Annotated in this window: 20 protein-coding genes; all 20 read right to left on the bottom strand. The window is 45.1% G+C overall.

Features of this window, described 5'->3' with window-relative positions:
* Positions 1-224: 224 nt before the first annotated feature.
* Positions 225-3,092, bottom strand: coding sequence for an excinuclease ABC subunit UvrA (gene uvrA, locus CS921_RS07795; protein WP_099222653.1), 2,868 nt, complete (start codon positions 3,090-3,092; stop codon positions 225-227).
* A gap of 7 nt (positions 3,093-3,099) precedes the next feature.
* On the bottom strand, positions 3,100-5,076 hold the full coding sequence (gene uvrB / locus CS921_RS07790) for an excinuclease ABC subunit UvrB (protein WP_099222652.1): 1,977 nt from the start codon (positions 5,074-5,076) through the stop codon (positions 3,100-3,102).
* A 190-nt stretch (positions 5,077-5,266) separates the two neighbouring features.
* Positions 5,267-5,506 carry a CsbA family protein gene (locus CS921_RS07785; protein ID WP_099222832.1) on the bottom strand — a complete coding sequence of 80 codons (240 nt, stop codon included), beginning with the start codon at positions 5,504-5,506 and terminating at the stop codon, positions 5,267-5,269.
* A gap of 32 nt (positions 5,507-5,538) precedes the next feature.
* Positions 5,539-6,174 (bottom strand): HD domain-containing protein, encoded by a 636-nt coding sequence (locus tag CS921_RS07780; RefSeq protein WP_099222650.1) that lies wholly within the window; start codon positions 6,172-6,174, stop codon positions 5,539-5,541.
* Between the two features lie 20 nt (positions 6,175-6,194).
* Positions 6,195-6,584 carry a hypothetical protein gene (locus CS921_RS07775; RefSeq protein ID WP_099222648.1) on the bottom strand — a complete coding sequence of 130 codons (390 nt, stop codon included), beginning with the start codon at positions 6,582-6,584 and terminating at the stop codon, positions 6,195-6,197.
* Between the two features lie 129 nt (positions 6,585-6,713).
* Positions 6,714-8,861: a heavy metal translocating P-type ATPase gene (locus CS921_RS07770; protein WP_420843747.1), complete on the bottom strand. Its 2,148-nt coding sequence runs from the start codon at positions 8,859-8,861 to the stop codon at positions 6,714-6,716.
* 175 nt (positions 8,862-9,036) lie between these two features.
* A complete protein-coding gene (locus tag CS921_RS07765) occupies positions 9,037-9,342 on the bottom strand; it encodes an ArsR/SmtB family transcription factor (RefSeq protein ID WP_099222644.1) in 306 nt (101 codons plus the stop codon).
* Positions 9,343-9,419: 77 nt separating this feature from the next.
* Positions 9,420-9,989, bottom strand: a complete 570-nt coding sequence (locus CS921_RS07760) for a nuclear transport factor 2 family protein (protein ID WP_099222643.1) — start codon at positions 9,987-9,989, stop codon at positions 9,420-9,422.
* A 79-nt stretch (positions 9,990-10,068) separates the two neighbouring features.
* Positions 10,069-10,728 (bottom strand): phosphate signaling complex protein PhoU, encoded by a 660-nt coding sequence (phoU, locus tag CS921_RS07755; RefSeq protein WP_099222641.1) that lies wholly within the window; start codon positions 10,726-10,728, stop codon positions 10,069-10,071.
* A 12-nt stretch (positions 10,729-10,740) separates the two neighbouring features.
* Positions 10,741-11,514 (bottom strand): phosphate ABC transporter ATP-binding protein PstB, encoded by a 774-nt coding sequence (pstB, locus tag CS921_RS07750; RefSeq protein WP_099222639.1) that lies wholly within the window; start codon positions 11,512-11,514, stop codon positions 10,741-10,743.
* 18 nt (positions 11,515-11,532) lie between these two features.
* Complete coding sequence (gene pstB, locus CS921_RS07745) at positions 11,533-12,363, bottom strand: phosphate ABC transporter ATP-binding protein PstB (RefSeq protein WP_420843748.1); 831 nt, start codon at positions 12,361-12,363, stop codon at positions 11,533-11,535.
* A gap of 26 nt (positions 12,364-12,389) precedes the next feature.
* On the bottom strand, positions 12,390-13,274 hold the full coding sequence (gene pstA, locus CS921_RS07740) for a phosphate ABC transporter permease PstA (protein ID WP_099222637.1): 885 nt from the start codon (positions 13,272-13,274) through the stop codon (positions 12,390-12,392).
* Positions 13,271-14,194: a phosphate ABC transporter permease subunit PstC gene (pstC, locus tag CS921_RS07735; RefSeq protein WP_099222635.1), complete on the bottom strand. Its 924-nt coding sequence runs from the start codon at positions 14,192-14,194 to the stop codon at positions 13,271-13,273. Before pstC ends, pstA begins: the two co-directional genes overlap by 4 nt.
* A 90-nt stretch (positions 14,195-14,284) precedes the next feature.
* On the bottom strand, positions 14,285-15,184 hold the full coding sequence (locus tag CS921_RS07730) for a phosphate ABC transporter substrate-binding protein (RefSeq protein WP_099222633.1): 900 nt from the start codon (positions 15,182-15,184) through the stop codon (positions 14,285-14,287).
* A 238-nt stretch (positions 15,185-15,422) separates the two neighbouring features.
* The gene (gene pnpS / locus CS921_RS07725) at positions 15,423-17,192 is read right to left on the bottom strand and encodes a two-component system histidine kinase PnpS (RefSeq protein ID WP_099222631.1); all 1,770 of its coding nucleotides are present in this window, start codon (positions 17,190-17,192) and stop codon (positions 15,423-15,425) included.
* Complete coding sequence (locus CS921_RS07720; RefSeq protein WP_099222629.1) at positions 17,189-17,908, bottom strand: response regulator transcription factor; 720 nt, start codon at positions 17,906-17,908, stop codon at positions 17,189-17,191. Before CS921_RS07720 ends, pnpS begins: the two co-directional genes overlap by 4 nt.
* A gap of 234 nt (positions 17,909-18,142) precedes the next feature.
* A complete protein-coding gene (locus CS921_RS07715) occupies positions 18,143-19,321 on the bottom strand; it encodes a PDZ domain-containing protein (RefSeq protein WP_099222627.1) in 1,179 nt (392 codons plus the stop codon).
* Between the two features lie 30 nt (positions 19,322-19,351).
* A complete protein-coding gene (cls, locus tag CS921_RS07710; RefSeq protein ID WP_099222625.1) occupies positions 19,352-20,800 on the bottom strand; it encodes a cardiolipin synthase in 1,449 nt (482 codons plus the stop codon).
* Between the two features lie 105 nt (positions 20,801-20,905).
* Positions 20,906-22,273, bottom strand: coding sequence for a murein hydrolase activator EnvC family protein (locus CS921_RS07705; RefSeq protein ID WP_099222623.1), 1,368 nt, complete (start codon positions 22,271-22,273; stop codon positions 20,906-20,908).
* A gap of 126 nt (positions 22,274-22,399) precedes the next feature.
* Complete coding sequence (locus CS921_RS07700; RefSeq protein ID WP_099222621.1) at positions 22,400-23,617, bottom strand: NlpC/P60 family protein; 1,218 nt, start codon at positions 23,615-23,617, stop codon at positions 22,400-22,402.
* Positions 23,618-23,633 lie beyond the last annotated feature (16 nt).

Below are 23,633 nucleotides of genomic sequence, written 5' to 3'. Positions count from 1 at the left end.
ACTACCTCCTTAAGAAAGAATCACGTCAGCTTTAAAGGATAACTTTCTATGTTTCTATTATGCAGCAGAAACTTGCTTCTGTCATACAACCAGAGTCCCATTCTTCCTTTAGACTTTTGGCGAAATTTTTCAGACACTCTAAAAAGCCTTCAAATGAGCATGTATGAAAACAGTTCATTTGAAGGCTTGCTACTATTAGTTATTGGCAGTGAGCGGGCACGAATTTATTTTTCCGCTTGCTTCACTTTTGCTTTGGTTCGTTTTTTATCTCGTTCCAAAATTGGTTTTAAATAATAGCCGGTATAGGATTTTTTCGATGCGGCTACTTTTTCAGGTGTGCCAGTTGCCACAATCTGTCCGCCGCCATCGCCACCTTCTGGCCCTAGATCAATAATATGATCTGCTTGCTTGATCACATCCAGATTATGTTCAATCACAAGGACAGTATCGCCATTTTCATCAACTAGACGCTGCAATACTTTCAGCAAACGACTGATATCATCCGCATGAAGGCCAGTTGTCGGCTCATCTAAAATATAGAATGACTTGCCATTGCTGCGTTTATGCAATTCGGAAGCAAGTTTGACCCGCTGTGCTTCTCCACCAGACAAAGTAGTCGCCGGCTGACCGAGACGGATATAACCAAGACCCACATCCACAATCGTTTGCAGTTTGCGCGCAATCTTCGGCTGGTTTTTAAAGAATTCCAAGCCTTCTTCCACTGTCATTTCCAATATTTCGGCAATGTTCTTCCCTTTATAGCGAATATCAAGTGTTTCACTATTATAGCGTTGTCCGTTGCAGACTTCGCATGGTACATATACATCCGGCAAAAAGTGCATTTCGATTTTGATGATGCCGTCCCCTTTGCAGGCTTCACAGCGACCGCCCTTCACATTGAAGCTGAAACGGCCTTTTTTATAGCCACGTACTTTGGCATCATTGGTACTGGCAAACAAATCGCGAATGTCATCAAAAGCACCCGTATAGGTGGCCGGATTGGAACGCGGGGTGCGGCCGATCGGTGATTGGTCAATATCGATCACTTTTTCCAGATGTTCGATTCCTTTGATTTCTTTATGCTCGCCCGGCTTGGCATTCGCCCGGTTCAGCTTGCGGGAGAGTGTCTTCCGAAGAACCTCATTCACAAGCGAGCTCTTCCCAGAGCCAGATACACCGGTCACACATGTAAAGGTTCCAAGCGGCACATCCACTGACACATTTTTGAGGTTATTGGCTTTAGCCCCAATGATTTGCAGCTTATTGCCGTTTCCTTTGCGGCGCTCGGTCGGAACAGAAATAAATTTATCCCCTGACAAATATTGACCAGTAATCGACTGTTTATTCTTCGCCACTTCTTCCGGTGTGCCAGCCGCAATGACTCGGCCACCATGCTCGCCGGCGCCAGGTCCGATATCAATCAGATAATCCGCTGCCAGCATCGTATCTTCATCATGTTCGACAACGATTAGCGTGTTGCCAATGTCGCGCATACTTTGCATCGTCTCGACAAGGCGGTCATTATCGCGCTGGTGCAGACCGATTGATGGTTCATCCAGAATATACAGGACGCCGGTCAGACGAGAGCCGATCTGTGTGGCCAGCCTGATCCGCTGTGCTTCCCCACCGGAAAGTGTACCAGCCGCTCGACTAAGGGTTAAATAATTCAGGCCGACATTTTTAAGGAAGCCCAGTCTACTTTTGACTTCTTTTAAAATTGGGGCCGCAATTTGTTTTTCCTTATCCGATAAGTCAAGTGTCTCAAAAAACGTCAAGCCTTGGTCGATCGACAGTTGGCTGATTTCACCAAGATGCCGGTCGCCCACTTTGACTGCTAGAGCCTCTTCTTTAAGACGATAGCCATGACAGGTGGGACATGGCAGATCCGTCATATATTGTGACATTTGTTCGCGTGTAAAGTCGGAATTCGTTTCCCGGTAGCGCCGTTCGACATTTGGCAGGATGCCTTCAAACGGAATCCATGTTTCGCGAGTCATTCCGAAGTCATTTTGATACTTAAAGAAAAATTCCTTGTCTCCAGAACCATTTAGAATCAGCTCTTGATGGTCTTTCGGCAATTTTTCAAAAGGTGTATCCATATCAATGCCGAATTCTGCACATGCCGCTGCCAGCATTTGCGGGTAATACTGCGAACTGATTGGACGCCAAGGCACAATCACACCTTCATTCAAACTTAGTGACCGGTCTGGAAGGACAGTATCGACATCTACTTCCAATTTGGTTCCTAAGCCGTCACAGGTTGGGCAGGCGCCAAACGGACTGTTGAAAGAGAACATCCGCGGTTCCAACTCACCAACAGAAAAACCGCAATAAGGGCAAGCGTAATGCTCACTGAAAAGCAGTTCTTTTTCACCGATAATATCCACAACGGCATAGCCATCAGCTAGTTTCAGTGCGGCTTCCAGCGAATCATATAGACGAGAGTGGACGCCTTCTTTTAGGACGATCCGGTCAATAATAATTTCGATGGAGTGCTTTTTATTTTTTTCTAACGTGATTTCGTCCGTTACATCATAGACTTCACCGTCAATGCGAACGCGCACGTAGCCTTCTTTTTTGATTTCTTCCAGTGTTTTTTTATGGGTGCCTTTTTTACCTGAAACGACGGGAGCCAGAACTTGCAGCCGTGTCTTTTCAGGAAATTCCTGCACACGGTCGACCATTTGCTCGATTGTTTGGGAGCTGATTTCAATGCCGTGATTTGGGCAGATCGGGTGGCCCACACGTGCATAGAGAAGCCGCAGATAGTCATGGATTTCCGTCACCGTTCCGACCGTTGACCGCGGATTACGGCTGGTGGTCTTTTGGTCGATCGAAATGGCCGGACTTAGGCCTTCGATCAGGTCCACGTCCGGCTTGTCCATCTGACCTAGAAACTGACGCGCGTAGGCGGACAAAGATTCCACATAGCGGCGTTGACCTTCCGCATAAATCGTATCAAACGCCAAGGAAGATTTCCCGGAACCGGAAAGCCCGGTCATGACGACCAGCTTGTCGCGCGGAATCTCCACATCGATATTTTTTAAGTTATGGGCTCTTGCCCCTTGAATGACAATCTTATCTTTGTTCAATTTGCTTTCATCCTTCCGCTTTCAGTTCTAAGAGCGCATCACGCAACTCGGCCGCACGTTCGAAATCGAGTGCCTTGGCCGCTTCTTTCATTTCCTGTTCCATCTCCTCGATCAATACAAGGCGTTCCTGCTTGGATAGCTTGCTCAAATCGCGCAGCTTTTCATCCTGCTCGTCAGGCGCCGCACTTGTAGCCGCAATAACACCGCGGATCTCTTTGCGGATCGTTTTCGGTGTGATGCCGTGTTCTTTGTTGTAAGCCTCTTGAATCTCGCGCCGCCGCTCGGTTTCATCAATCGATTTGCGCATGGAATCTGTGATATGGTCTGCATACATAATGACGCGTCCGTTTTCATTACGCGCTGCCCGTCCCATTGTTTGAATTAGCGAACGTTCTGAACGCAGGAATCCTTCTTTATCAGCATCCAAAATGGCTACGAGTGATACTTCCGGCAAGTCAATCCCTTCACGCAGCAAGTTGATACCGACCAGAACATCAAATACGCCCAGTCGCAAGTCGCGAATGATCTCAATCCGTTCCAGTGTTTTGACTTCTGAATGCAGATACTGCACCTTGATGCCCGCTTCTTTCAGATAATCCGTCAGATCTTCCGACATTTTCTTCGTCAATGTGGTGATCAGCACGCGTTCATCTTTTTCCACACGCTCGTTGATTTCATCCATCAGATCATCAATTTGTCCCTTGATTGGTCGAATTTCCACAAGTGGATCAAGCAAGCCGGTTGGCCGAATGATCTGCTCGATTACGTTTGGATTTTTTTCCAGCTCATAAGGACCTGGTGTTGCGGAAATAAACGTGATTTGATTGATATGTTTTTCAAATTCTTCCAGTCTTAATGGTCGGTTATCAAGGGCTGAAGGCAATCTGAACCCATGATCCACCAGCACTTGCTTCCGTGCTTGGTCACCATTGTACATGCCCCGAATCTGAGGCATCGTCACGTGGGACTCATCAATAACGATTTGGAAGTCATCTGGGAAGTAATCAAGCAGTGTGTAAGGCGTGGAACCCGGTTCACGTAAAGCCAAATGACGCGAATAGTTCTCAATACCTGAACAGTAGCCCATTTCCTCCATCATTTCGATATCGTAATTCGTCCGCTGCTCAAGACGCTGTGCTTCTAATAATTTATTGTCCGCCCGCAGAACTTTTAGTCGTTCTGCCAGCTCAGCTTTGATATTGACAATCGCTTTTTTCAAAATATCCGGTCGAGTTACAAAGTGCGATGCCGGGAAAATCGATACATGCTCGCGATCTCCCAGAATCTCGCCGGTTAAAGCATCCACTTCTCGGATTCGTTCAATTTCATCACCGAAAAATTCGACACGAATACAGTGCTCATCACGCGAGGCTGGGAAAATCTCCACAACATCGCCGCGAACACGAAAACGGCCGCGTTGAAAGTCGATATCATTGCGATCATATTGAATATCCACTAGGCGACGAAGCAGTTCATCGCGTCCAAGTTCCATCCCCGTTCGGAGAGACACAAGCATATGCCCGTATTCTTCCGGCGAACCGAGACCATAGATGCAGGAGACACTGGCAATGATGATCACATCTCGCCGTTCAAACAAGGAAGCCGTGGCTGAGTGACGCAGCTTGTCAATTTCATCATTGATGCTGGCATCCTTCTCAATAAAGGTATCCGTCTGCGGCACGTAGGCTTCTGGTTGATAATAATCGTAATAGCTGACAAAATACTCGACAGCATTGTTCGGGAAAAATTCTTTAAATTCGCTATATAGTTGTCCTGCTAAGGTTTTATTATGCGCCATGATCAGCGTTGGTTTATTGATTTGCTGGATGACATTGGAGACCGTAAATGTCTTCCCTGTACCGGTAGCTCCTAGAAGCGTCTGATGCTTTTGCCCCTTTTGGAGACCCGCAACCAGCTGTTCGATCGCACGCGGCTGATCTCCAGACGGCTGATATTCAGAAACTAATTCAAACTGGTCCTTCAACGGTCATTCCCCCATTATTTTAGTGAATTTCTTCTATATAAAAACCGGATTTCTTTCATCCGTAGCTCTTCTATTTTATCATATTTCTTATGAATCTCCTAGCAAAAAGCGAACGTATTTTCGCTTTTCCGTCGTTCCATAGAAAAAAACGCAACAAACAGCCGTTACGTTTTCTCTCTCTAAAGCTATTTCACCAGTCAGTATCCTTGTCCCGCCGCTTCACAAGCATTTTCTTTGCGAGGACAAAACCGACAACCATGGAAATGGCGTCTGCAATGATGACTGGCCAAGTATGTGTATATCCTAATTTTGCGCTTGCCGCAATTAAAATCACCATCAAAGCCAGTGCGACATAGCGATTGTAGGTGATGCGCGCAAACAGCATAACTAACAGCGCTGGAAAAATAAGTGCGGATAAGATTTGATCCACCGGCTCCACTTCCCCTTTAAGATTTTACTCCTTTAAGCTTCCGCCAAGATGGATCGTGTCAGCTCTGGCAATTCCGTTTTTGCAATTCCTTTTCCAGCCAGCATTTCTGGTAAGATTTCTTTCATAAAGTAGTCGACGCTTGCCATTTCCCGATACTGGCAAATCGTCTCTAGCGCTTCTCGGTAAATTTCAACAAATAGACTTTCCGGATTGCCTTTTTGGATTTCGCCAAATGACTCATATAAGAGGTCCACTTTATCAGAAATAGCCAGAATCTTGCCTTCAAGCGTCGTATCTTTTCCTTCTTTCAACAGGTGCCGATAAATAGGCTGAAACTCTTCCGGAATTTCCCGCTGAATAAAGTTTTGCGTCATGCTTTCTTCCACTTCTGACAGCATTTCCCGCAGTTCCGCCGTCGCATATTTCACAGGTGTTTTGATATCCCCGATGAAAAGCTCCGAATAATCGTGATTCAGCGCCTTCTCATAAAGAGTCCGCCAATTGACGACATTACCGGCCTGTTCTTCCACATTACCAAAAAACTGTGCGATATTTGTCACTTTGAAAGAATGTTCGGCGACAGAATGCTCCTGATATTTGAATTTTCCCGGACAGCGATAGATATTCTCCAAATCGGATAAACTCTGAAAATATTGATGGATTCCCATGGCCATTCATTCCTTTCGATTTATTTTTCCTGACGTTGCTCTTTCTTATTCGCCGGATTGGTGTTTTCCACTTCGCGCATAATCAGTGCAGAAGCATAACCCAGTAACGCAATGATTGCAGGTGCGTAGGTTCTGAAATTATCAGCGGCAAACAAAATAATGATGCCTGAAAAAATCAGTGTGGTTACCATTCCCCATGTAAATAGCTTGCGCCCCCGTGCGGTACCAACTTTCATTTTTGAATAGATCCCAATGTAACAGATTGCCTGAATCAACACAAATTGAAGCACCGACAAAGCAATGATAATTCCCAGATTTTTATTGAAAATCACACCCAGAACAGCAATCGCAACCATTAAAATGATCCCCGTGATGATCGCCAATTTTTGTGAAAACGACATTTTCATGATTTTCCTCCAACATTTGATTTGTAATTACTTTACCATAAAGAAGCACTTTGACAAAATAAAAACGGCTCAGCACGCCTATTTCCAGCTCTTCAGAAAAATGCCGACCTTTTCACAAGATCGACATTCTGCTCAGCTTATTTTTCTGACATTTAGTACGCGAGTGGCGTTCAGTACGGCAAGCAGCGTTACGCCGACATCTGAAAACACGGCTTCCCACATCGTTGCGATTCCTGCCGCACCAAGAATGAGGAAGAACGCCTTGACCGCAAGTGCAAAAATAATATTCTGCCAGACAATCTTCCGCGTGCGTTTGGCGATTTGGATGGCGGTTGTGATTTTGGACGGCTCGTCAGTCATGATTACAATATCGGCGGACTCAATGGCTGCATCTGATCCAAGTCCGCCCATGGCAATCCCGACATCTGCACGGGCTAGTACCGGCGTGTCATTGATGCCGTCTCCCACAAAGGCCACCTTTTCGCGTGCATCCTTTGCTTCAATCAGCTGCTCAATTTGGGCCACCTTATCCTGTGGTAAAAGCTCGCTGTAGACGGCATCCACCCCTAATTCTTGGGCCACCGCCTGCCCGACTCTGGCGTTATCCCCCGTCAGCATGACCGTTTGGCGGATACCCTGCGCTTTCAAATCCGTGATTGCTTGGCGACTGTCTGTTTTCACTTCATCCGCAATCGTGATCGTCCCCGCGAAAACACCGTCAATCGCCACATAAACGATCGTGCCTGCTGCTTGAACCGTTTCAAATGCAACCCCTTCTTTTTTTAAAAGTTGTGCATTGCCTACCAAAAACGATTGACCGCCAGTCGATCCTTTCACGCCATGGCCTGCGACTTCGGCATAGTTTGAAACATCCTCCGTTGAAACGTCCTGCTGATAGGCCTTCTTGATGGACTGTGCAATCGGGTGATTCGAGTGCGCCTCGGCAATGGCAGCTGTTTTCAGCACCTCCTCGCGAGTAAAACCATTTTGCGGCATGATTTGCGTGACTTCAAAAACGCCTTTTGTCAGCGTTCCCGTCTTGTCAAAAACAACAAAACGAACATCATTCAATGCTTCCAAATAGTTGCTGCCTTTGATTAGAATACCTTTTCGACCAGCGGCACCAATCCCGCCAAAAAAGCCCAATGGAATCGAGACAACAAGGGCACAAGGACAAGAAATGACCAGAAAGACGAGCGCCCGGTAGACCCAGTCGGACAATGCTGCCCCCGGTACGACAAGCGGTGGAACCAGTGCCAGTAGGGCCGCCACGATGACGACTGCTGGCGTATAATAGCGCGCAAATTTGGTGATGAAATTTTCAGTCGGCGCTTTGCGGTTGCTCGCATTTTCCACCAAGTCGAGAATTTTTGAAACGGTCGACTCACTGAATGCCTTTTTGACGCGCACTGTCAGAAGCCCGCTCGCATTGATGGAACCGCTCAGCACCTCGCTGCCGGGTTTGACACTCCGAGGAACCGACTCGCCAGTAAGCGCCGACGTATCGACCATGGAATGTCCGCTTTCGACTTCCCCATCAAGCGGCACCTTTTCGCCCGGTTTCACAAGAATCAGAGCCCCAACAGTCACCTGCTCCGGTGCAACACGGACAACCTGCCCATCCGTTTTCAAGTTGGCATAATCCGGCCGAATGTCCATCAGCGCACTGATCGACTTCCGCGACCGATTGACAGCCAGCGTTTGAAACAGCTCCCCGATTTGATAAAACAGCATGACTGCCACGCCCTCCGGATATTGACCGATCAGAAACGCACCAATCGTGGCGAGCGCCATCAGAAAGTTTTCATCAAAGACCTGTCCACGGATAATATTCCGACCTGCCCGCAGCAACACATCCCCACCGATCAGCAGATACGCCGCCAGAAACACAAGCACTGTCCAGCTGTCATCGAGCGGTGCCAAGCTCCCCACCGCAAAGAGAACCGCACTGACCGCCAGCCGTAACAGCAATACTTGGATGCCCCCCGACTGCCGGTCGTGTTCATGGCCGCCAGCTGCTGCCACGTTACTTGCCTTATCCGTCAGGTCGATTTCTGGCTCCAATTGTTTCACTTTAGCTCGAATTGCCTTTTCAACATTAGCTTCTTCTTGTTGATCAATTTCTGCAATCATCGTCGTCGTGGCAAAGTTTACCGTACAGCCTTTTACGCCTTTAAGCTGCGCCACGCCTCGTTCGACTTTCATCGCGCAATTCGCACAGTCAAGTCCGTTCAGCACGTATTCTTTTTGGATTGTCCCACTCTCAGCCATCTTTCTCATCCTTTCTTACATTATCTATGTATTTTAATATCAATATATGAACAACTATGCATATATAGTATAACGCCATTCCGACCATTCTTCAAGCATTTATTTTAGAAACATGCACATATAAGCATATATAATTTTCATAAAAAGGACATCTCCAGCATAACGGCAAGATAGTCCTTTTTTATTAATGATGCTGCACATGACGAACAGCTTGAGACAGCAGCTCTAACACGTGATTATCATCCTGCGTGTAAAAAATAGACGTGCCTTCACGACGAGACTTGACCAGCCGCAAATTTTTCAGAAAACGCAACTGATGCGAGACGGTCGTCTGATTAAACGAGAGTGTTCGTGCGATTTCATTCACGGAATATTCCCGGTCTTGTAAAAGATTGAGGATCTGCACACGTGTTGGGTCTGACAATGCTTTAAAAACCTGTGTCACATTAAAAAGCGTTTCTTCATCCAATAAACTTTTACTTTTCTCCATTATTTTCACTCCATCACTTGGGTCATATTTCAATGATAGCGCGAAATCACCTCTTCCCGCAACTATTTTTGCCGAAATTACGACTGAATCAAGACATAGGAGGTGATAGACTGAATGCGCGCCTCTTTCTTGTGATTTTCAAAACGGAAGAAATCCGCAAAGTAAACGTGCATTCCCTGAGTCGTTGTCATCGTCCCGTGCGCTACGCCTTCTTTTCCATGGCTCACGATCGAGTCAATCACTAACGAAGAAACCGTTTCTTTATTCCGCTCCAACTCTTCTATAAAACGCTCTCGTCCAGCCATTTCAAATTCACCCGGCACTCTCCAAATAAAATCAGCTGTTAAAAGTTCAGTTAGCCGCTTTCTGTCAACCGCTCCAGACGCAATCAGATAATCACGCATGATACCTTTTTTCGGCGCATTCTCACAGTCCCGCGGCGCCACAACAATAAAATCCATCTGCTCGGCAAATTGAAGCCCTTGTTCGAGCAAAGCCGTTTCCAATAGTCGAAGCGCTTTCGGTCCGACACCATGAAGCTTGCCAAGATTTGCTTGACTTTGCCTAGCGACATCCTCCAATGTATGAATTTGCACACTTGCCAAAGCCTGCTTAGCCGGTCTCCCAATATTCGGCAATTCTGTCATCTTTCCCCCTCCTTTTCTTACCGCCATTATACCAACAAAAAAATCCCTTTGCTCATCGTTTGCAAAAGGATTTTCCGACTCACTGATTCAATTCTTCAATTTCCCCGCTCTTCAAATAGACAATCCACTCAGACACGTTCGTAATATAATCACCAATTCGTTCTAAATATTGCGCAACCAGTAGAAGGTGTGAAATATCTTCCAAATGCTCCGGATCTTCCTGCATAAAGCTGATGCACTTCTGATAAACCACCCGGTGCAAATGATCCACCTTATTGTCTCGAGCCGCAATTTCCCTTGCGAAATCTGCATCTTCCGCCAGATAGGCATTTAGAACGTCATGCAGCATTTTCTTAACGATCGCACCCATTTCGGGAATCTCAGGAATCGGTCGCACCACTTTACTCTCGCCTAAAATGACCGTTGTTTTGGCAATACTAACCGCATGATCCCCGATACGTTCCAAATCTGAACTAGCCTTCATCACTGTGACGATTTTACGCAAATCTGCGCCAACCGGCTGTTGAAGTGCAATCAGTTCAAACGAGCGCTGTTCAAGTGACAATTCCATATTATTGATCGCTTTATCCTCACTGATCACACGTTTGGCCAACGCTTCGTCACGTTCCACCAAAGATTTTACTGCTTTTACGATAGCTTCATTAGCTAAAACACCCATCTCAAGCAGGTGTTGATGCAAATCATTCAATTGTTCTGTAAATAGCTTGCGAACGACCATTCTAGTTCCTCCTTAACCAAATCTTCCTGAGATATAATCTTCTGTCTGCTGCTTCGATGGATTCGTGAAAATTGTTGCCGTCTCATCAAATTCAATCACTTCTCCGTTTAGGAAAAAAGCCGTCTCATCTGAAATCCGGGATGCCTGCTGCATATTGTGCGTCACAATGACAATCGTATAATCCTTTTTCAACTCTAAAATCAATTCTTCCACTTTTGATGTGGAAATAGGATCGAGTGCCGACGTCGGTTCGTCCATCAAAATCACTTCCGGTTTGACCGCCAAAACACGGGCAATACAGAGCCGCTGCTGCTGACCACCACTCATGCCAAGTGCCGAACGGTGCAAACGGTCATGCACCTCATCCCAAAGCGCCGCCTGCCGCAAACTGCGCTCCACAATTTCGTCCAATTTCTTCTTATCCTTCACACCGTGCATCCGCGGTCCATAAGCCACATTATCATAAATCGAAAACGGAAATGGATTCGCCTGCTGGAAAACCATGCCGACTTTTTTCCGCAAATTTACCATGTCGATTTTCGGATCTGTCACTTCTTCCTCCGCAATTCGGATCGACCCATTCGTTGCGACACCCGGAATCAAATCATTCATCCGATTCAGCGTCCGCAGAAAAGTCGATTTCCCGCAGCCAGAGGGACCAATCAACGCCGTAACCCGATTCTTTTTGATCGACAAATTGATTTTTTTGAGCGCCTGCTTCTCTCCATAAAATAAATCTACGTCCTTTGTTTCAATTAAAAAATCTGTTTTTTCTGCCGTCAACATGTTTGAAGCGCTCCTTTCTTAACCAAAATTTCCGGAAATATAATCTTCCGTCCGTTTTTCAGTCGGATTGGTAAACAATTCCGTCGTTTCTTTCGTCTCTACAACTTCCCCCATATAGAAGAATGCCGTATAATCCGAAACACGCGCGGCCTGCTGCATATTATGCGTCACAATCACAATCGTATATTTCTTTTTCAACTCATTGATCAAATCTTCAATTTTACTTGTTGAAATCGGGTCGAGTGCTGAAGCCGGTTCATCCAGCAGAAGGACTTTTGGCTGCATGGCAATCGCACGCGCAATACATAAACGTTGCTGTTGACCGCCAGAAAGCGATAGTGCACTTTTGCCCAGGTCATCTTTCACTTCATCCCAAAGCGCCGCACCACGCAGACTCTTCTCAACTCGCTCCATCAATTCTTTTTTATTTTTCAGCCCGTGTCTTTTTAAACCAAAGGCAATATTTTCATAAATAGATTTTGTAAATGGATTCGGCTTTTGGAAAACCATGCCAATCTCTTGTCGCACATTGTAAAGATCTACTTCTTTCCGGTTGATATTCACACCACCGTAGAGAATTTCGCCTTCCATGCGACAGCCCTCAATTTCATCATTCATTCGGTTAAGCGCCCGCAAGTAAGTCGACTTCCCGCAACCAGATGGACCAATAAGGGCTGTAACCTGATTTTCAGGAAAAACAAGATCAACCCCTTTGATCGCGTGATTGTCCCCGTAATAAACATGCAGATCATTGGTGGCCATTGCAGCTGGAAGTTCTGCTGCTGGCGTTGTCACATGAATCGGCGAATCAAGATCAAGTGCTTTGATCGGAACTTGTTTTGTAATCATCATATCAAAAACTCCTTTTTATCCGATTAAGAGGATGTCATTTTCTTAAAGACATATTTACCTAACAGACGAGCTAAAATGTTGAACAATAAGACGGAGAGGATCAGTACTGCCGAAGCACCATCAGAAATCGCCTGTGCATCCGGTACGATTCCTTCCCCATTAATTTTCCAAATATGCACCGCCAAAGTTTCGGCCGGTCGGAAAATGTTGAGCGGAGAAGCCGGATTAGCTGGATTCCAGTTGGTAAAGTCTAAAACAGGCGTACTTTGTCCCGCCGTGTAAATCAGGGCAGCCGCTTCACCAAAGACCCGACCTGCCGCTAAAATAACACCCGTTACGATTGCTGGTAAAGCTGCTGGAATCAAAACGCGCGTAATGGTTTCCCAACGTGTAATCCCGAGTGCCAGCCCAGCCTCCCGTTGTGTTTTTGGAATTGCCGTCAGCGCCTCTTCTACCACGCGAATAAGCAGCGGCAAGTTAAAGATCGTCAGCGTCAGTGCCCCCGAAAGTACCGAGAAGCTCCAGCCCATTTGGATAACGAATACCAGAAAGCCGAACAAACCAACAACGATAGATGGCAAGGAGCTGAGCACTTCGATCGTCGTGCGAATCAAGTCCGTCAGCCAGTTTTTCCGTGCATATTCTGCCATGTAGATTCCCGCGCCGAGTGAAATCGGAACAGAAATCACCATTGTAATAATCAGCATATAAAAAGAGTTCCAAAGCTCTGGACCAATCCCGCCACCCGCTTTAAACGATTCAGGTGGTGCCGTCAGAAAATGCCAGCTGATCTGCGGGACACCTCTGACAAGAATATAGCCCAGCAGTCCGGCCAGAATGAGAACGATAAATGCGGCGATGGCATAAAAAACGCCTGTTGCTATTTTATCCTTTGTCTTTACATTCATTTCACTTTCCTCCTACGACCGATGAAGCGGATAATAATGATGAAAAAGAGTGACATCGCCAGAAGAACCATTGCCAGCGACCATAATACATTGTTGTCGAGCGTTCCCATGACCGTGTTACCCATGCCCATCGTCAAAATACTCGTAAGCGTGGATGCAGGTTCAAAGAGTGAAGTCGGAATCACTGCTGAATTCCCGATGACCATTTGTACAGCAAGAGCTTCCCCGAAGGCACGCGCCATCCCGAAAACAATCGCCGTCAAAATTCCCGGCCGCGCCGAGCGAAGCACAACCCGCCAAATTGTCTGCCAGCGAGTAGCCCCCAGCGCAAGTGATCCTTCCCGGTAGTGCCGAGGAACCGCCGAAATCGCATCGACACTTAGAGAAGTGACAGTTGGCAGAATCATCACCGTTAAAACAACCGTGGCCGCGGCAATCCCGAAGCCACTTCCCGAAACATGCTCTCGTATAAACGGCACAACAACACTCAGCCCAATAAATCCATAAACGACTGATGGAATCCCAACTAAGAGCTCCATAACCGGCTGCAAAATCCGTTTACCAAAACGAGGCGAGATTTCCACCATAAAAATAGCGGCACCAATCGCCAGCGGACCAGCGATACACGCAGCTAAAAGCGTGACGGCAAAGGAACCTATAATCATCGGCAGCGCCCCTACAAGCGGTTCGCCATTTGCGCCAGTTTTAGTCGGATTCCAGTCCGTCCCGGTAATAAAATCGATAAATGATACTTTATTGACAAAAAAGGTGGCTAAGCCCTTTGAGATAACGAAATATAAAATTGAAACTGCCGCAAGCACCATCACAGCAATACAAATAAAGGTGATAATTTTCCCTCTTGTTTCGAGTCTTGCCTTTTTGGAAGTCTGGGTAAGTTTGCTTTCTTTGATACCTTCCACGAGTCATTCTCCTTCCCTACAAACGAGGGCGCGTCTACCCTGATCAGCCAAGGTAGACGTCCCTGTATTTCTTATCTCTTTTAGTTTGCTTTATTTGACGTCCTTCACGTTTCCATCAGCGTCACGTTCAACTTTCATATCCGTGATTGCTTGATAGCCCAGTTCAGGAACAACATTTTTCTGAACATCTTCACTTGTCATGTATTCAAGGAACGCTTTCGTAACGCCGTCCGGTTTTCCATTTGTATACATGTGCTCGTAAGACCAGATTTTCCAATCATTTGTTGCAACGTTCTTTTCAGTTGGTTCAACATTATCAACGGATAGTCCTTGAATGGAATCATCAATGTAGGAGAATGCTAGATAGCTGATTGCTCCAGGCGTTTCACTGACGATTTTACGAACCGTACCGGAAGAATCTTGTTCCTGTGCTTTAATTGGTGTCGCACCATTCAAGCCCCATTTTTCAAAAGTAGCACGTGTGCCGCTTCCTTCTGCACGGTTGATAACCGTAATTTTTTCATCTTTACCGCCAACATCTTTCCAGTTAGTGATTTTTCCTGTGAAAATGTCGATCAGTTGATCTTGGCTCAAGTTTTTCACGCCAACATCTTTATTTGTTACAGGAGCCATGCCGACAACTGCGACTTTATGGTCCACAAGTTTTGAAGCATCCACGCCATCTTTTTCTTCAGCAAATACATCTGAGTTCCCGATATCAACAGAACCTGCACCAACCTGTGTCAGACCTGTACCGGAACCGCCGCCTTGCACATTAATTTGCGCTTTTGGATTCTCTGTTTGGAACTGTTTGCCTGCTGCTTCAACAAGTGGTTGAAGTGCTGTAGAGCCAACCGCCGTAATCGATCCAGATACTTCTTTTGATGACCCATTTGCTTTATCACTAGATGAACTGCCACTGCCGCAACCTGCTGCCACTAAAAGTAGCGCTGAAAGTACTGCAATGATTCCTAATAACTTCTTCTTCATATTTCGTTACCCACCCTTGTTTTTTATAATGGTTATCTCTTACAGTTCTAACTATAACCGCCAACGTTTAAGCTGTTATGTAGGGATTGTAAAGATCTTGTAAAGGCTCTGCTTTTTTATGTAAATTGTAAATTTTTTTGTAAAATGATGGCATTTTAATAACGATTATCTGCATTTCTGTTCTAAATCATAAAAAAACAGGCTTATCTTTTAAAGATAAACCTGTTTTCTGTAAAGATTATTTTTTCGGTAGATAAACATGGAAACTGGAGCCCTGCTCTTCCACGCTTTCCACACTGATAGAGCCGCCAGCACTTTCGACTAAATGCTTCACGATAGAAAGCCCCAGTCCAGTGCCCCCCGAATGCCTGCTTCGTGCCTTATCGACCCGGTAAAATCGTTCAAAAATCCGGTCCAGATCTTTTGCTGGAATACCAATCCCATTATCCTGTACCGTTAAGCATACTTGATCGTCCGTTTCCTCTGCAATCACTTGGACTCTGCCCTGTTTTGGCGTATAGGCGATCGCGTTCGACAAGAGGTTGATCAGAATTTGCTGCAAGCGGTCCCGATCCGTTTCAATGACAACCGGATGATCCGCTCCCATGACTTCCACCTGAATGCCTTTTTCTGCCGCCAGTGCACGCACAGTTTTGACGGACTGCTCGATCACTTGCCCCACTTCGATTTCTTCTTTCATTGTCGGCAGCGATTTCTGCTCAATGCGAGAAAGTGCCAGAATATCCAAAATCAAGCGATGCAGTCGATCACTTTCATCCTTGATAATATGCAAGAATTGTTTGAGCAGTGCTTCATCATACATCGCACCGTCCAGCAAGGTCTCAGCAAAGCCTTTTAGTGCAGTGACCGGCGTTTTCAACTCATGCGACACATTGGCGACAAATTCTGAACGCACCTGCTCCAAATGGCGAATTTGCGTAATATCATGCAAAAGCAAGATGATGCCGCTGATCTCGCCCTCTTCATTTAAAATCGGTGACACGCTGGCATCCAAAATCATCTCCCGCGGGAAATATAGCGTCACTTCTTCCTGTTGCATCCTCTTCGATTCCAGTGTTTTTTCAACCAGCTGATTCAAGGCAAAGCTTTTCAAGGATTCATAAAACGGTTTGCCCGTAATATCCGTTTCGCCTAGCAGCTGATACATCGTTTTATTCGTCATGACGACTTCTTTTTCATTATTGATCAACATGACACCGCTGACCAAATTTTGAACAATCACAGAAAGTCGCTGCGAATTTTCACGAATCTCATGCATCTGGGTTTCCAAGCTTTCCGCCAACTTGTTGACACTGATCGACAGGTCGGCCAGTTCACCGCTCGACTTCCCATGAATCCGACTGTCATATTTATAGTTGGCCAAATCCGTCGACACATCAATGATTTCCTTGACCGGCCGCGTAATCCGCCTTGCAATAATAATACTAATCGCCGCAATAATCAGCAACGCTACACCAAAAATGGCAAATAGACTCCACCACAATTGCTGCACGGCCTTTTCAACCGACTCAAGAGAAATCGAAACTCGCAGAACCCCATCCGTCTGCCCATCCTGCTTGATTGGAACAGCCACATACAGCATGCTGTAACCAACCGACTCACTTTTGCGAATGGCACTGCCGACACTCTCCCCTTTTACAAGCACATCCTGAACTTCCGGACGATTCAGGTGATTCTCCATTGTCGCCGGATCTTCCTTCGTATCCGCCACAACTTTCCCATCTTGATCGATCACCGTAATCCGAATATCAATATCTTCTGTCAGCGGTGCAAGCCTTGCCTGAATTTGATCGGCTTGTGTATCTAAATCAAGATGCTCAATATCCGTTGTTCGCAGCAAAATTTTCGCGTCGTCTTCCAGCTGATTCTCCTTCATAGTAAGATAGGTTGACTTCATCAGCTCACCAGAAAGAACCCCCACAACGCCCATTGTCACAAAAAACAAGATGACGAACGACAGCCCGATTTTCAACCATAGCTTTTTCATCCGTTCGCCTTCACATTTTCCATCTTATAGCCGAAGCCGCGGATCGTTTTAATGTATTTCGGTTGCTTGGTATCTAGCTCAATTTTGTCCCGCAAATGACTGACATGCACATCCACGATTCTCGTCTCGCCAATATATTCATAGTTCCAAACCGCATCAAGTAGCTGATCCCGCGAAAATACCTTTCCACGATGATTGGCCAAATAAAGCAGCAGCTCAAACTCTTTCGGCGTCAAATCAAGCAGCTCCTCACGCAAATAAACCTCATAGCTGTCCGGATAGATGGTCAATTCACCGATTACAACCTGTTTGACTTCCTCCGTCTCCTCAACTTGGGCTGGTTCACGTTTCCCTTCCGCCCGCCGTAAAATCGCCTTGATACGCGCCACAACTTCCCGTGGACTGAACGGTTTCGTCAAATAATCATCTGCCCCAAGCTCCAAACCAATAATTTTATCCAATTCCTCATCTTTTGCCGTCAGCATCAAAATCGGAATATCTATTTTATTTTGACGAAGTTTTTTGGTCACTTCGATTCCATCCATTTTCGGCAGCATCAAATCTAAAACGATCAAATCCGGCTGTTCAGAAAGCGCTAGTTTATAGCCCTCTTCGCCGTCTTCAGCTGTAATTACATCATAACCTGCTTTTTCAATATTGAACTGAAGCAACGTCACGATGGAGCTTTCATCATCTACAACTAAAATTTTTCCCACGTTTTTTCTCTCCTTCAGACCCTTTTTTCTGCCGGTCTTTTCTAATTTTTAACACTGATTACATTAAATATAGCATGAATTTACTTTTCTCGGGTAGAAAAGCCATACAATTAAAGAGAACTTTACAGAAGCTTAACACTTTTAAATGGATCGAGCTTGCTCCACAAAAAAACAGAATCAACAGCTAAACGAAACGTCCAGTTGATTCTGTTCCATTAGATAAAAAAGGGCTCATTATGTCCGCGGCTCTACAAACAACAGACCAAGCTCAAATGAATCATCCTCATAAAGCGCCGTTTGTTCAAAGCGCGGCTCCCCTGCTTGATCGACCACTTTCATTTTACAGAAAGCACGATTGACATTGAGCGCTTCATACATGGTTTCCCGTGAGTTGACCTTCACCCCATTAATTTCAACAATTTTCTCCCCGGCTGTCAAATTGAGACGTGCGGACGCTGTATTTTCACGTGCCCCCAGCACCACCAAGCCATCTGATTGCGGCAAGTAAGCCTTTGGCGCCAGCTTATCCGCCCGATAATAGCGGTAGCTGATCCAAATGCGGGCAATAATCGCCAAGACAAAGGCAAAGAGTGTCAGCGTCGGCATCATAATACTCAAAACGCCCGTCACCCCAATAATAACAGCCAAAGTCGTCACCTGCATGGAGATTTTCTTACTAATTTCAGTCGGCAAATGCCCCTGCACCTGCTGCTGGAAACCAACAATCAGCGGTAAAATGATCAATGAGTAGCTGCTCGTACCAATTGTAAAGACCGGCCACCAGTCGAACAACCGCTGAATATCATCCCCAGGAATAAAAGCAATCAGTGGCACAAACCAAAGTTTTCGCAGTTGGAAAGCACCAGCAAGTTTCCCCCGCTTTGTCCTCCGTAAAGATGGAGACGGCCATTTCGCGCTGGTATTCTGAATCAAGTATCCTTCAACAAGTAGCAGCGCCGCCAAGACAAACGTCATCGCAATCATAAAGTTATCAATATAAAGATCACCGTACGGAAAATTAGCATCCGTAAAAGGTGTCAAATCAATATCATAATAATAGCAAATGTAGAAAATCAGACTGGATATCCCAATCGTAAAAGCAGTCGAGCTAAGCCGAAACATTGAAACAAGCAACAATAATATCGTCACAATATTAAAGATAATCAGCCATTCAATCGTCACGCTGAAACCGGCAAAAAAAGTAGCAATCGAAATCGTTATAGCGATCCAAAAGCTGAGCCGAAAGAAGTTTTTCAACTCCATCCACGGTGAATAAATCCGCACACTAAATGACTTCCGTTCCCATTTAACACGGTTAAATCCGGCCGCAACAACCAGAATCATCGCAATATAAAATGTCGGCTGCATGAGGAGACTGCCAATTGCCTTGATTATTATCATTAAAATATCCATAAGACTTCACTTGCCTTCCAAAAACATTTTCTATAGTATTGGCGAAAGCAGCCGGCTGACCGCTTCTTTTAATTTGATCCATTTAGAACGCTGCTGATAAAGCTCCGGCGTCAATTGGTAGGACTTCAAAATATCTTCCAAGAAAATATCCTCCAATTTTTGCGCCAATTCCTTCTCATAGATAAACGCATTCACTTCAAAATTCAAACGAAAACTCCGAAAATCCAAATTCGCAGTCCCAACCGACGCGATCTCTCCATCAACAATCAATGTTTTCGCATGAATAAACCCATTATCATAAATAAAAATTTTCGCCCCAGTTTCCATCAATTCCCCTGCATAACTGGTCGTCGCCCGGTAAACAAAAGCATGATCCGGCTTATTTGGAATCATCAGCCGCACATCCACCCCCGACAAGCAGGCAATCTTGAGCGCCTCAATCAAACTAGCATCCGGTATAAAATAAGGCGACTGCAGATAAATCGATTTTTTCGCCGAGTTGATCATTTTAATATAGCCATTTTTAATCTGCTGCCATTCAGAATCCGGCCCACTTGCAACGATTTGCATACTAGTGTGCCCATTCCCATAGAAAGCCGGAAAATAGCGCGCTTTATAATCAATTTTCTGATTCGGAGCAGCCGAATTCCAGTCCATAATAAAACGGGTCTGCATCGCATAAACAGCTTTCCCACGAACGCGCAGATGCGTATCACGCCAGTACCCGAACTTCTTCCACAAGCCCAGATATTCATCTCCAATATTAAACCCGCCGATATAGCCCACTGATCCATCAATAATCGCCAGCTTACGGTGATTTCGATAATTCAGCCGAAAATTAATCAGTGGAAACTTAGACGGGAAAAACGGCCGCACCAGTCCGCCATTTCGCTCCAATTCACGAAAGAATGATTTTTTCGTTGTTCGTGAACCCATCGCGTCATAAATAATTTTCACATTTACCCCTTGCTTTGCCTTACGTTCAAGGACTTCCATGACACGTTTCCCCAGCGCATCCGAGTGGAAAATGTAGTAAATCAAATGAATATGATCCGTCGCATTCTCCATATCCTTAATAAGTGCATCAAATTTTTCATGTCCGTCGATATACGTCTCAACTTCATTATCCTGCGTCAAAATCGCCCCGTCATTCACGAGCAGCAGGTAAATCAAGTCACGGTGTTTCTTTACATTCGTGTCACTAAATGGAAATTCTTTATGTCGAATCAAGTCAATCTGATTAGCAGTCGACTCTTTGATGCCGATTTTTTCCTGTCCCTTCCAGTCGAAAATTTTCTTATTCGATAGCTTTCTCCCAAAAATCAAATAAATAATAAAGCCTACGATCGGAACAAACGTCAATACAAGCAACCATGCCCATGTAGCAGATGTGTCCCGACGTTCCAAGAAGACAGTGACACCCGCAAAGAAAACATTTAAAACAAGCAGAAGTATCAAAAACACTGCCAAAATTCCCATGTGGCGCCCCCTTTTTGCATTTACTCTGTTTTATCATATCATAAAAACGCTGGCACGCCTATTTCTTCATAAAAAAAGCGACCCAACAAAGTGGATCGCCATTCTTTATAGATAAGGCGCCGGATCGACCGGTACCCCATTTTGATGAATTTCAAAATGCAAATGCTGCCCTGTTGACTGTCCTGTCGAGCCCATAATGCCAATTGCTTGTCCCTGCATCACACGTTGACCGGCAACCACATTCAAACTTCCAGCCCGCATATGTCCATACAACGTTTGATAGCCATTCCCATGATCAATCTTGACCACATAGCCGTAACCTCCATAGCCACTGCCCGGTGCCCCGTATCCAGCAAACACAACCGTACCGTCTGCCGCTGCCGAAACTGTCACCGTTCCCCCAGCCGCAATATCTTGCCCTTTATGCGATTCATGCTGTCCAGTTACCGGATTAATCCGATCACTGAATCCCGAAGTTAAGATTCCAGCTGCCGGCTTGATAAACATACCGCCATTGCCACTCGGTTTGTTAGCCGCCGGAGAAGTAGCTTGCGAACTACCAGCCGAAGATGCCGCACTTGTCGAGCCGGTTGATTCTGTGCCCCCACCTTTCGCTTTTTCAGAAGCACTTGCCACAGTCGCCGCTCGTCGTGCTTCTTCCGCCTTAGCCGCTGCTTCTTGCTGTTTACGTGCCTCTTCCGCTTTGGCCGATTGGATATTCGCAGCCACCTGTTTCTCTTCTGCAGATAGGGAGCCCTGTTGTTTTTCAAGGAGAGTTTTCTCACTAGCCGTCTTATTTTCCTTTTCAGCCAAGGCCAAAATCAAATCATTTTTTTCCGCCTTTTGACTTTCTAAATTATTTTTTGAAACTTCAATTTTACTTGCTAAAAGCTTAAGTTCTGTCAATTTCTTTTGCGAAGCAGTTTCTTTTTGATCCAGCAGCTCCTGATCATCTTTTTGCTGCTTAATAATATTCTGATCGGCATTTACTAAGACTGAAACCACATTGACACGTTCAATCAAGTCGCTAAAGTCCTGTGATTCCAGCAAGATATTCAGATAGCTTTGGGCATTTCCATTCTTTTGAATAGCCCGCGCACGATCTTTTAAGACTTCCTGCCGATTTTGGATTTTTTCTTTCAAATCAGCAATATCTTTTTGTAATTTTTCGATTTTTGCGTTTTCATCATCTACTTGCGACTGCTGTTCCTTTAATTTACGATCTGTTTCTTCAATACTTTTTAAAAGTGATTCCAACTGCGTGGCGGCATTTTGCTGTTCCATTCCAATGCTTTCCATCTCACTATTTTTCGATTCAATACGCTGGTTCAAGTTTGACCGTTCTTGACTCAATTCATTCTGACGCTTTTCTAATTCATTCGTGCTATCCGCTAAAACTTGCATGGGACTATTCAAAACCACCGCGCCAGCTAAGACTACAATATAGCTGGTCCAATTTCTCTTTTTCATCATCTTCCCCCTTCAAAAAATCTTTGGCTCTAGGGAAAAGTCCCCTCTACTCCAATAAAAAAAGTACCCCTGTCAAAGTCAATCAACAAAGGTACTTTTCTATTTTCAATCACATTTAGTTGTCTGTTCTTAGAAGTTTGCTACACGACCAAAGCCTACTAGGTATTCGCCCCAGCCTGCGCCGTGAATGTTATCGTATTTAACACCATTGTCTTGTGCATTAATCATTGTACCGCCACCAACGTAGATCCCTACGTGTGCAATCCCGCTACCATAGTTGAAGAATACTAGATCGCCAGGTTTTGCTTGGCTTTCACTGACTTTTTGAGAAGCTGCATACTGACCAGCTGCTGTTCTTGGCAAGCTGATTCCAGCGGCTGCAAAGGAATAGGAAGTAAATCCTGAACAGTCAAATGCGTTCGGACCAGAAGCACCAAGTTGGTAAGGTTTACCAAGTTGCGCCGTTGCAGTTGACATCATTTTATCATACGCACTGCCACTACTTGCTGGAATGCTATTACTGGATGAGCTACTGTTATTTGTTGCACTGCTATTTGATGAGCTACTAGAAGAAGAACTTGAACTTGATGAACTGTTATCGCTACTGCTTGATGAAGCTGTTGCTTGTGCAGTAGTTGCTTCTTCAAGTTGTGCTGCTTTTTCGGCTGCTTCCTTAGCTTCTTGATCACGTTGCGCAACTAATTCAGATTTTTCATTTTCTGCTGCTGCTTGATCAGCTGCTAATTGTGTCACAACCGCTTCTTTTTGAGCTTTTTGAGCTTCAATTTTACCTTGTTCTGCTTCATAGTCTTGGATCGCTTTTTGTTGATCCGCTTGTTTTTGTTTCACAGAAGCTTGTTTTTCTTGTAAAGCTTTTTCATCATTTTGTTGATCTTCTAAAATCTGCTGATCAGAGTCCATCAATTGATTGACAGCAGATACACGACCAACTAAGTCAGTGATACTTTCTGCATTTAAAATAATGTCCAGATATGCATTGGAATTCGATGTTTTTTGCATCGCACGCGCACGATCTTTCAGTACCTCTTCGCGTTCTTTAATGCGTTCGTTGATTTTTTCGATATCATCATTTAGCTGTTTCAATTCTTTGTTAGTTTCATCATATTCTGCTTGCAGTGTTTTTGCTTTCTCTTGAGATTCATCAAGTTGAGATTGCAAAGTTGCTAATTGCGACTCCAAATCTGATTTTTGACCTTTAAGATCACTAATTTTTTTATCTTGGTCCTGAATGTCAGTATTTACGTCCGCAAAAACATTCGTCGTAAAAGCAGGTGTTAGACTGATAACTGCTGCAAGTGATACTGCAATAAACGCATTCTTTTTCAAAGATTTTACCTCCTAA

The organism is Listeria costaricensis (assembly GCF_900183385.1).
GTDB classification, from domain to species: domain Bacteria; phylum Bacillota; class Bacilli; order Lactobacillales; family Listeriaceae; genus Listeria; species Listeria costaricensis.
Note: the sequence above shows the minus strand (reverse complement) of the source record. Positions and strands in the feature narration are given on the sequence as shown.

Bases quoted from the DNA above. Each gene is read 5' to 3' on its own strand.
- cls (WP_099222625.1), bottom strand. From the start codon at position 20,800: ATGGGAATTTTGGCAGTGTTTTTGATACTTCTGCTTGTTTTAAATGTT.
- pstA (WP_099222637.1), bottom strand. From the start codon at position 13,274: ATGAATGTAAAGACAAAGGATAAAATAGCAACAGGCGTTTTTTATGCC.
- pstB (WP_420843748.1), bottom strand. From the start codon at position 12,363: ATGATTACAAAACAAGTTCCGATCAAAGCACTTGATCTTGATTCGCCG.
- CS921_RS07705 (WP_099222623.1), bottom strand. From the start codon at position 22,273: ATGATGAAAAAGAGAAATTGGACCAGCTATATTGTAGTCTTAGCTGGC.
- pnpS (WP_099222631.1), bottom strand. From the start codon at position 17,192: ATGAAAAAGCTATGGTTGAAAATCGGGCTGTCGTTCGTCATCTTGTTT.
- phoU (WP_099222641.1), bottom strand. From the start codon at position 10,728: ATGGTCGTTCGCAAGCTATTTACAGAACAATTGAATGATTTGCATCAA.
- CS921_RS07715 (WP_099222627.1), bottom strand. From the start codon at position 19,321: ATGGATATTTTAATGATAATAATCAAGGCAATTGGCAGTCTCCTCATG.
- CS921_RS07730 (WP_099222633.1), bottom strand. From the start codon at position 15,184: ATGAAGAAGAAGTTATTAGGAATCATTGCAGTACTTTCAGCGCTACTT.
- CS921_RS07760 (WP_099222643.1), bottom strand. From the start codon at position 9,989: ATGACAGAATTGCCGAATATTGGGAGACCGGCTAAGCAGGCTTTGGCA.
- pstB (WP_099222639.1), bottom strand. From the start codon at position 11,514: ATGTTGACGGCAGAAAAAACAGATTTTTTAATTGAAACAAAGGACGTA.
- CS921_RS07765 (WP_099222644.1), bottom strand. From the start codon at position 9,342: ATGGAGAAAAGTAAAAGTTTATTGGATGAAGAAACGCTTTTTAATGTG.
- CS921_RS07780 (WP_099222650.1), bottom strand. From the start codon at position 6,174: ATGGGAATCCATCAATATTTTCAGAGTTTATCCGATTTGGAGAATATC.
- CS921_RS07770 (WP_420843747.1), bottom strand. From the start codon at position 8,861: ATGAGAAAGATGGCTGAGAGTGGGACAATCCAAAAAGAATACGTGCTG.